Source organism: Candidatus Hydrogenedentota bacterium (assembly GCA_018005585.1).
GTDB lineage: Bacteria > Hydrogenedentota > Hydrogenedentia > Hydrogenedentales > JAGMZX01 > JAGMZX01.
This window is the reverse complement of sequence record JAGMZX010000168.1, coordinates 2,474-12,078: the sequence shown is the minus strand read 5'-3', so window position 1 is coordinate 12,078 and position 9,605 is coordinate 2,474. Positions and strand designations below refer to the sequence as shown.

Annotated in this window: 7 protein-coding genes; 2 read left to right on the top strand and 5 right to left on the bottom strand. The window is 62.8% G+C overall.

The genetic code is table 11. The annotated features are described in order from the left end of the window. On the top strand, positions 1-248 hold a 248-nt coding region (locus KA184_20575; protein ID MBP8131982.1), incomplete at its 5' end, for a hypothetical protein. Positions 249-464: 216 nt separating this feature from the next. Next, positions 465-1,235 (top strand): DUF1638 domain-containing protein, encoded by a 771-nt coding sequence (locus KA184_20570; protein MBP8131981.1) that lies wholly within the window; start codon positions 465-467, stop codon positions 1,233-1,235. Between the two features lie 161 nt (positions 1,236-1,396). On the opposite strand, the gene KA184_20565 is transcribed toward KA184_20570, so the two are convergent. The 5 genes from KA184_20565 to KA184_20545 all read right to left on the bottom strand — a co-directional run. Continuing rightward, complete coding sequence (locus KA184_20565) at positions 1,397-3,994, bottom strand: FAD-dependent oxidoreductase (GenBank protein MBP8131980.1); 2,598 nt, start codon at positions 3,992-3,994, stop codon at positions 1,397-1,399. Between the two features lie 85 nt (positions 3,995-4,079). Continuing rightward, positions 4,080-5,858 carry a hypothetical protein gene (locus tag KA184_20560; GenBank protein MBP8131979.1) on the bottom strand — a complete coding sequence of 593 codons (1,779 nt, stop codon included), beginning with the start codon at positions 5,856-5,858 and terminating at the stop codon, positions 4,080-4,082. A gap of 60 nt (positions 5,859-5,918) precedes the next feature. Beyond that, positions 5,919-7,118: a hypothetical protein gene (locus KA184_20555; GenBank protein MBP8131978.1), complete on the bottom strand. Its 1,200-nt coding sequence runs from the start codon at positions 7,116-7,118 to the stop codon at positions 5,919-5,921. A 25-nt stretch (positions 7,119-7,143) separates the two neighbouring features. Then, positions 7,144-8,457: a DegT/DnrJ/EryC1/StrS family aminotransferase gene (locus KA184_20550; GenBank protein ID MBP8131977.1), complete on the bottom strand. Its 1,314-nt coding sequence runs from the start codon at positions 8,455-8,457 to the stop codon at positions 7,144-7,146. Between the two features lie 150 nt (positions 8,458-8,607). Next, positions 8,608-9,605: hypothetical protein (locus tag KA184_20545; protein ID MBP8131976.1), on the bottom strand; the 998-nt coding region annotated here is incomplete at its 5' end.

The window sequence follows — 9,605 nt, the reverse complement described above, 5'->3', positions numbered from 1 at the left end:
TTCAGTTCTACAACAGCGGCGGCTTCCATTGCGCCGACGACCCCGGCAGCACGGAAGACGGTTACGTGCCCGGACCGGGTGCGAATACGGCCTGCTGTCCTCATGACAGCGACTATTCGCCGAGCGGACCGGACTGGCAGATCAAGCTGACGGAGCTGTTGCGCGTAATCCAGTTCTACAACAGCGGCGGCTACCACTATTGTCCGGAAGATGGGACGGAAGACGGCTTCTGCCCTGGCCTGGCATAGGCGCGTAACGAGCTGCATGGTCCGCAATGCTTGCGGGGCGGCCGGTCCGAACGGGCTGGCCGCCCTTTTCTCGCCGCAGGTTCAAGAAGCAGCGGTGCGAGGAAGGATTCCGCCGCCCCGGCAGACCATCATATTCATTTCAATTCACAGCCCCGCGAAGAAGGGTTAGCGCGCGGCCAAACCGCTGACACCACGCAGAAAACGCAGGAAGGTCTCATGCGCGTTGATGATTCTGATCCATGCACACCGCAACGGTTGTACGTGGTCAGTTGCCATGTGCTCTGGCGTGAACTGTGCCATTTCGCGGCACTGTCGCGAAACGTATTCGAGTTCCGTTTTCTGGAACAGGGATTGCACAATACGCCGGACGTTCTGCGTACGTCCTTGCAGGCGGCTATCGACGAGACTCCGGGCCGCTGCGAGGCGGTGCTGGTCGGATACGGTCTGTGCAGCAATGGAATCGTCGGCGTAGTGGCCCGCGACAAGCCTCTCGTCATCATGCGCGGCCACGACTGCATCACATTCCTGCTGGGCTCGAAGGAACGGTACCGCGAGTACTTTGACGCGCACCCGGGCACGTATTGGTACAGCCCGGGCTGGATTGACACGACTACGCAGCCTGGCCGCGAACGGTATGAGCGGCTTTACCGCGAGTACGCGGAAATGTACGGCGAGGAGAACGCCGAATACCTGATGCAGACCGAACAAGGCTGGTTCAAGACGTACAACAATGCAGCCTACGTCGATCTCGGTTTTGGCGACTCGGAACGGTATCAGGCGTACACCCGCGCATGCGCGGAATGGCTGCATTGGAATTGTGATATCCTGCGGGGCGACGCTCGCCTTGTTGTCGATTTTCTCGACGGCAACTGGGACGAAGAGCATTGTCTTGTTGTTCCGCCAGGACACCGCGTCGCCCCGTCGCATGACGAGCGTATCATCATTGCGGTCCCGGATGGGGCGGAAGCAGACAAGCGCGCCGGTTGACCTGCCCGCGACGGGGTCCACATTTCAAGCAACTGGCGCGCGGGCAGACCAGAGAGCGTGGCACTGAGGCGGCGTCCAGGATTCTCGGGTCGTAGAGGCGGGAAGCCTTTCCAGCGGCGGCAATCACAAGGGGACACGATTGGCGGGCCTGCTGAAGTCCGCTAACACCGCAGGCAGATAGCCTTGGGCAGGATTTCGAAGGTCGCGGGCAGGCGGCCCGGGGCTTCTCCGTCCACGTCGAGCAGGACCGGCGCCGCGCCTCTTACCGGCAAGGCGGTGATCTTGCGTCCGCGCAGGGCCGTGACCTTGTTGTAGCGCAGGTGCTTGCCTTTGTAGACGGACCGCGATTTGACAAGCAGTTCGACCGGCCCGACATCCGCGATGATGATCACGTCAAAGAGGCCGTCGTCCGGCTGTGCGTTCGGAGCGACTTTCATGCCGCCGCCGAAGTACTTGCCGTTCGCTACCGCGACGGTGGTGATGTTGACGACCTGATCGAAGGCCTCGTCCACCCGAAGGCGCACGCGCTGACGCCGGTAGGTGAACATGGCCTTGAACATACCCCACTGAAACGCGAGCCTGCCGCCGAGCCGTTTGGAGAGGCCGAGCCGGTTCACCACGCGGTCCGCCTCGCCGCTCAGGCCGAAACTTGCTATGTTGTCAAAGTAGCGCACCATCTCCTCGCCCGTGGAGTCGTCGCGGTACGTGAGCTTGCCCACGTCGATGCGCCGGATCTCGCCCTGAGCGAAGCGGGCTATCTGCGCGTCGACGCTCTCGGGCAGCAAGAACGTGCGCCGGAAATCGCCGCCGGTGCCGCTGGCGATCACCGCGAGCACCGCGTCGGGATTGATGAGTTCCCCTTTCTCGAAGAAACCGTTCACGACCTCGTTCACGGTACCGTCGCCGCCTACGGCGATGATCTGGTCCACGCCGTCCTTCAAGGCCTGCCGCGTCAGGTGTTTGGCCGCCATCGGCCCGTCGGTGAACACGTAGTCCACCGGCCCGAGCACGGTGGTGAGCTTGGCCAGCGTTGTGGGCCAGTTCGCGCCGGTGCGGTCGCCCATCGAGTGCGGGTTCACGATGGCGCGCGTGCGCGACGACGGCAGGAACCGGGCCGCGGCGCGCTCGATTTGCGCCGTGCGCCCGGTCTTGCTCCAACCCAGTTCGCGGCTCATGATGTCGGCGACCTTGCCGATGGCCTCGTCGCCCGGCGAGCCGAGCGTGCCCAGGCCGGTTCTGCGGAAGAGCACATCCTCGAGTGTGAGCGCCATTTCCTCGCGGACAGCGTACACCACTTCGGCCGCGATGTCGGGAAACCGCTGACAGAGCCGCTCGGCGAGGGCAGGCTCGGCATCGAGCAGCGCGACGACGTCCGGCAGGCGGCTGCCATAATTGCGGGCCAGGTTCTCGGCTGTTTCCGGCGGCAAGGCCGGATACCGCGCGATGACGGTCTCCACGAATGGCCCGTAGAGGCCGACGTCGCCGCCATAGGTAGGCGTGGTGGCAGTGACGCAGGGCGTCTCGGGCAGGCCGAGCTTCTGCGTGGTCAGACTGACCACCTGCTCGGCCACGCTGCGCGCGGTGGTCCATTTGCCGCCGATGGCGGTTATGATGCCGCGAATATGCTCCTGTGCCTCGTGGTCGTAGACTTCCGCCGCCCGGCTCGCGTTGTAGCTGTCCGGGCCCTCGTCATCCTCCGTGTCCTCTTCGGGCGCGCCCGTGTCCACGATCGGGCGCAGGCCGCCGTAGAAATGGAGCACGTCATCCCGTTTCAGTTTCGCCGCCGGATAACCCTTGTTGATGATGTCGATGAATTCGAGGATATCCTTCTCGGTGACGTGGAAGGCGTCGGGATCGCCCTTGAAGATAGTGTCCGTCGTGCCGATGAGCGAATGGCCGCGCCACGGCAGGATAAAGAAATGACCGCCGTCGAAAGGCACGGCGATCGCGTTGCCGTGCGTCAGCGGCCGGGTCAGGATGTGGATGCCTTTCGAGCGGATCAGTTGCCGGCCCTGATGACCGTCCGACAGCGTGGCCATGAGAATATCCGCCCACGGGCCCGCGGCGTTTACCGTCATGCGGCCATGCACGACAAAGTCGCCGATGCCGGAGGCATGGTCCCGCGCGCGCACGCCGGCGATGCGGTCTTCTTCGCGCAGGAACTGCACTACCTCGGCATAATTCGCGACGCAGGCGCCCAGGGCCGCGGCGCTCTGGATGCACTCGACCGCGAGCCGTTCCGGCGAGTACATCTGATAGTCGTGGAACATCATCGCGCCCGAGAGGTCTTCCGACTCGAGGTCCGGTTCGAGCGCAATGACCTCCTCGCGGCTCAAGTGCTTGTGAGAAGGGATGGCCTTTTCCGGGTCCTCCAAGCGATTACGGTCATACGCAAGCCAGTCGTAGGCCATGAGACCTACGGCCAGTTTGATGCGGCCGCGAATGCGTTTCCTGCCCGTTGTCGGCATGAGAAACGTCAACGGATACACCATGTGCGGCGCGATATGGGACCAGATGCGTCGCTCGCGCAGCGATTCGCGCACCAGCCCGATCTCGAAGTTCTGCAGATACCGCAGTCCCCCGTGGATAAGCTTCGACGAGGCGGACGAGGTCGCGCTGGCGAAGTCAGCCTTGTCCAGCAGCGCCACCGACAGCCCGCGCATCGCGGCGTCTCGCGCAATGCACGCGCCCGTGATGCCTCCGCCCACGATAACGAGGTCAAAAACCTTCTCGGTCAATGCCGCCAGATTCCGCTTCATGTGCTTTCCCGTCCTCTCGCCGGTCACGCGCGCGATGTGCCTTCCGCCGCGCGCGGCACCACACTACCCGTTTGCGGGAGACGCTTCAATCCACCCGGCCGGCGGCGCAAGCGTCCCCGAAATACGAGCGAAAAACGACCGTTGCGCCGCCGGGAGTGTTTGCATCGGCTCGCGGAGGAATCACCACAAGGTGTGCCGAAAAGGTGTTGGGATTCTCCTGGTACGTCAGTAGGCCCGCGCGCCGCGGCAGGTCGGCATTGTCGAACAACGCCTCCAATTCCTTTCGGTCACCCGCGATATCCAGGTGTTTGCCCGTCTTGACCGTGCAGTAGGCCTCCCAGTAGTTGGGCGTGTCCGCGGTCGCCGGAATCAAGTGACTGCCGGAAAAATCCTTGAGGCTGTAGTACACATTAAAGGAGGGCTCCCACAAAGAAGGCGCTATCAGGCAGGCCTCCTCGGGAATCGCGTCAAAAGTCGGGGAAGCGAGGAATTTGTTCATCAACTGCCACTTCTGTGTCTGTGCGCGCTGCGACAGTGCGACGAAGTGATTCGAGTAGCTGGTGCAGAGGCTGATGGCGGCGGCCATTAGCCCCGCGCACGCGCACGTGAATCCGCGTGTCCATGCGGAGCGTCGGAGCGGCGTCGCCCGGACGATTACAGCCAGAGCCAGGGCAAGCAACAGCGCCACACCGAATGCGCACAGATAGGACATGTGCGTCGAGACGCGCTCGCCCTTCAGCGCCAGGTTCTCGTAGTGGCGGCTCAAGCTGATCACGCCGTGCGGGATCAACAGGAGCGCCAGGCCTGCCCCGGCAATGAGCGGGAACCGCTTCCGGGTCAGACTTTCGCACCGAAACAGCAGCACAACGGCGAGCCCGAACGTCAAAGCCGCCCGAAGCACCCACGCGGGACGCATGTTAACCAGGAGCGTGGTCCACGTGCCCGCCTGCGTGTGGAGTCCGTGCTGGAAGTGGTCGAATAGCTTGGCATATTCGGCATCGGCCAGCGTGAAATAGCCGGGATAGGCGGACATGGTGTAGGTGATCCACGTCTGCACATACGCGGACAGGGAAAACCGCGCCCACTGAAAGTCGTTCCCCACATACTCCGAAGGATGCATCCGGCGGAACACCATGGAAGAGACCACGAATGCCGCGGCCCATGCCGCGTGCGGCAGCAGGGTCTTCGTAATCCGGCCAAGGCCCCAATTGTACGCACGCCCATGCGCGAGGACCGTCAGGCCAAGTAACGCGAGGTACAGCAGCACCGTCTCGTGAAACGGCAGCGCCAGCGCAAAGAAAGCCGCGCTGCCCCAGAGCCGCGGCGCGCCGCCCGCGCGGCAGTAGCGCACCAGCAGCAGGAATGAAAGCATGACGAAGGCGGCGCACACATGGAAGGACACAAAGTAGCCGGTCAACAGACAGTGGTTCGTCGTGATTTGCAGGCTGATGAGAAACGCCGCGAGAGTCAGGCCGGCGAATTCACGCGACCGCGTGGTTTCTCGGACCACGCAATAGAAGAGCAGCGCGTTCATCGCGAGCGAGGAATAGACTACCGTCTTGTAGTACGCGAAACTGGCGAGAAGGAATGGCGCGGCTGCAAAGAGATACGAGTACAGGTAGTGCCAGCGGCCATGATAGACGGCGAGTTGCCATACCCAATCGAAGTAAGCGCGCGGTCCTTTCCAGACGTGCAATGCCGTATCCATGCTGTCATGGTCCGTGAACCCGACGCCCGCCAAGGGCGCGTAGGTGAGCGCCATCAACAACGCGAACGCTGCTGCCGTGAGAATGCGTCGCACCGTCAGGCCGCGGAACAAGACCGCAGGAATCGCTGCTGGCGGCGCTGGCTGTTCGTCATTCATACCGGACATCCAGGGGAACGGCGTGAGAACATGAACTGCAGTATATCGTATCGCCGGCGATTACGGCGTTGCGGGCCGGGCCTCGAACTGTAGTGGACCCGCAGGCAAGGCGGCGCACAGCGCCTCGATGCGCGACCATTCGGCGCGCGTCACCTCGCGGCGCTTCATCCGGATGCATTCGTAGCGGAAATCGCTCATCCTCTGGCCCGCATAGGCCAGGTAGATCCACGTCTTGCCGTCTTCCACGCGCACGAGGGCTTCGGGCACGTGATTGGCCTGCACGTCCGCGTCGGCGTTCATATAGCCGAGCATGACCCAGTCTAGACCATTGGTCGAAGCCGCCTCGGTCGTCTTGCGGCGGGTCCATTCGTCTCCGGGATGTCCGCCCGGGTCGGCATAGGCGAAATAGACGTTCCCGGCGCGCACCACGTCCGGGTTCGGAAACTCATAGATGCACGGGTTGTCCATGCCGCGGAGAATCCGCCAATCCGCGGGGTTCATGAAGTCGCCCGTGTTCTCCGCATAGAGCATCATGCAGGGTTTGCCATGGACACTGGAGTCGAACCATAGTCTGAAGCGTCCGTCTTCATGCAGGAGCGAAGGCCGGTGGTACAGCCCCGTGGGATGCTGGTAACCGCCCGGCTCGGCGGGCGCCTGACCGATATTCGCCTTATCCACGAGGATTGGCGCGTCCGACAGGCGCCAGTGCAGGCCGTCAGCCGAAGCAGCGCCCATGATGCAACTGATATCCGAATCAGTGTCGCCCGGCTGGCCGTAGGGGATGCCGTCCAGGTTGAACCCCGTGGCGCTGTAAGCCAAGTAGAAGGTGTCGCCGACACGGACCACGGACGGGTCGCCGTTGTGCCAGTTGTTGTAATACCGGTCGCCGCCCGTGACCACGGGGACCCACGTGGACGGATTCATAGCCGCGTCCCAGTACGGCGCGCCGTCTGCTTCGCCCGCGTAGACTTCCCAGGGGCCCGCGAGGTTCGCGGCGCGTGCGGCGCAGATGGTGTCGCAGCCGGGATAGCCCGGATTACAGTCTTCGAGTATCCAGCCAAAGAACCAGCCCTTGAACGGGTAGGCCGCGTCTTCCGGGGTTTCGAGGGTGTGGAGGTTGTACATGTTGCGGAAACCATACAGCAGGTTTTCGCCAACGGGTTGCCACAAAGCCGTACGGTCCGCGTACCGGCCAAACAGCGCCGGGTCAGACGTGGCCGCCGCGAATACAGCGGCGGCCAGCGGCAACATTCCGTTCATGGTCTCTCGTCCGCGCTTGCGCGGGTTAGATCGCCAGCGGGCGGTACTTGCGGCCCGAACCACCCTTCACGTGCTTCAATTCGGCCTTGTTCGCAACGACCTTGGATACCGCTTCCGCGATCTGGTCCATTTCCTTCTTCGTGTTCATGAGCATGACATGATGGATGCAGACACCGGACCGGAAATGAGCGTCCTCGCAGGCGGGGAGTTTGAACCGCCCGGGTTCGATGGCCTTCATGAACTGCTTGCTGATGTGGTAGCGCGCCTTTGTCAGCGGCTTGTACAAGCCGCATTTGTTCAGCGGCTCATAGGGCGGCTCGAAGGCGTCGCTCATGCTCAACTCCGCGTTGAGCGCGGCGCAGAAGACGTGGTTGCTCACGCCCAGTTCTTTCGGGTCGATCTGGAACGCGAAATTGAAGTAGCTCTGTTGCGTGATTTGCGGGCGGCGGCCCATGGGCGACACGCCGGGTATTTCCGCGAGCAGACTGTTGAGATAAACGGCGTTCTTGTCGCGCAACTTCACCTGCCTGTCCATGCGGCGCAGGCCGCCGAGCAACAGGGCCGCCTGCCATTCCGTCAGCCGGTAATTGCCCGAGTGCAATGCGGTCTCCATGGCGGACGGCTTTTTCAGTCCGAACACGGGCGGGCATGCGGGATAGGGCCGGCCGCAATTGCGCAGCGAATAGATCTTCTCGAACAGCTCTTTCGTCTTGCACATGTTGAAGCCGCCTTCGCCGGAAGACAGGACCTTGGACTCCTGGAAGCTCCAGGAACTGACGTCGCCGAAGGAGCCCACGCCTTTGCCCTTCCAAAACGTGCCATGCTGATGCGCGCAGTCCTCGATCAAGTACAGGTGGTGTTTCTTGCAGAGGCGGACCAGCCCGTCGATGTCGCACGTGCTGCCGTACAGGTGCACCACGATGACCGCCTTCGTGCGTGGCGTGATATTCGCCTCGACCTGCTTCAGGTCCAGGCACCACGTCTCCGGCTCGACATCCGTCAATACCGGGATGGCGTTCACGTCGAGACAGGCCGACGCCGTCGCCTGCCACGTGATGCCGGGCACGATCACCTCGTCATACGCGCCGATATTGAGCGCCTCCAGAGCGATCTGGATGCCGACCGTGCCATTCGCGCAGCAAAGACCGTACTTTGCCGTCTGGTATTTCGTGAACTTCTCCGCGAATTCCCACTCGTACTTGCCATCGAACGACCACCGGTTCGACTTCGTAATCCGCGCGACGAGCGCGGCGTCCACCGGGTCGCTTATCGGCCACGCAGCCAACTTTCCACCCGGCGCGCGCACCGGCGCGCCGCCGTTAATGGCCAGCTTTGCCATGGAACCTTCTCCTTCTCGGGTTATGGACTCCGGGTGTCTTTCCCCCGGTACTTATACGGCGCACACTCGTGCGGCATTCTAGCGCCGGATTCGACCCTTTTCAATCGTGTTTGCCGGAAACACGCATCCCTGCATGGAAACGGGAGCCGGTTACGGCCCGTGGCGTTCCGGTTCGTGGTTTTCGCCGGGAAGGACCAGACTTAACGTGTAGCTGCCCGCAAGCGTGACCAACAGTCCCAGCGCGCTGGTCCAGAGGAACCCGATGTCAAAGAGGCGCATGATGCTCGCGGACGTGTCCAGGCCGCGCGCCGCCAGGCCAAGCGCCAGGGGCTCCGCGAGGATGCTTACGCCGGTGACCAGGCACCCGGCCAGCATGCCCCAGAACACGCAGCCGGCCCGGCTGCGCCGCGTAAAAACAGCCAGCAGAAACACGCCGAACAGCGGGCCGATGAATCCGTTTATCAACTTCAGCGCCAATTCAAACACGTCGCCCAAGTGGCCCACGACACAGCCCAGCGCAATGACAAGCACGCCCAGTCCCACGGTACTCAGACGCGCCAGACGCATGCGCGCCGCGTTTGCCTCGGGGTCGGCCTGCGTGCTTTCGAGGCTCGCATGACCTCGCCACAAGCGATGGTAGAAATCGTTTGTAATCGCGGCAATGCACGAATTGACGCCGGAATCGAGGCTGGACATCGCCGCGGCCATAATGGCGCTCAGAAGCAGCCCCGCCGCGCCCGGCGGCAGATAATGCGCGATGAAATAGGGGAATAGGGCGTCCGGCTTGAGCCCGGGAGGCAACGCCGTGTGCTGGCGGAACGCGAACAGGGCCAATCCCACAAACGTCATCAACGTGAAGTAGATGGAAAAAGTGAAGCAGTTCAGCAGGAAGCCCCGAGTCGCGCTTTCGAGCGACCGCGCGGCCAGATACCGTTGAACGAGCACCTGGTCGGCGCAGTAATTGCCGAATTTATCGAGCGTAAAGCCCACGATAATTGCCAACACGGTGAAATCCGTATAGGCGTAGAGGCGCAGTTTCTCCAGCAATCCGGCTTCATTCCAGCCGGGCATCGCGGCGGTCAGACGCAGTTTGCCGCCGTCAAGGAGTGTCTGCCACACGCCGGCAATGCCGCCGGGGACGGCCCCGA